Genomic DNA, 247 nt, shown 5'->3' on the forward strand with positions numbered 1-247 from the left:
GGTGATGGACGATGAGGGCCGCCATCGCTTTACCGTCATGGCCAAGGCGCACCAGGCCGATTGCGGCAACGCGTTGCCGACGACCTATATGGGCGAGGCCGAGGATGTCTACGCCGAAGGCGCGCTGATCTTTCCGGCGGTTCAGGTACAGCGCGACTATCAGGACATCGGCGACATCATCCGACTGTGCGAGATGCGCATCCGCGTGCCCGATCAATGGCGCGGCGACTTCCTGGCGATGATGGGC

The 247-nt window shown here is 63.6% G+C and carries 1 protein-coding gene; it reads left to right on the plus strand.

Annotated features, from left to right (window positions below; genetic code table 11):
• The coding region (locus tag R0J87_RS23290) for a hydantoinase B/oxoprolinase family protein (RefSeq protein ID WP_498889341.1) at nucleotides 1-247 on the plus strand (247 nt) is incomplete at both ends.

This window comes from Halomonas sp. SIMBA_159, assembly GCF_046536035.1.
Lineage (GTDB): Bacteria > Pseudomonadota > Gammaproteobacteria > Pseudomonadales > Halomonadaceae > Vreelandella > Vreelandella venusta_A.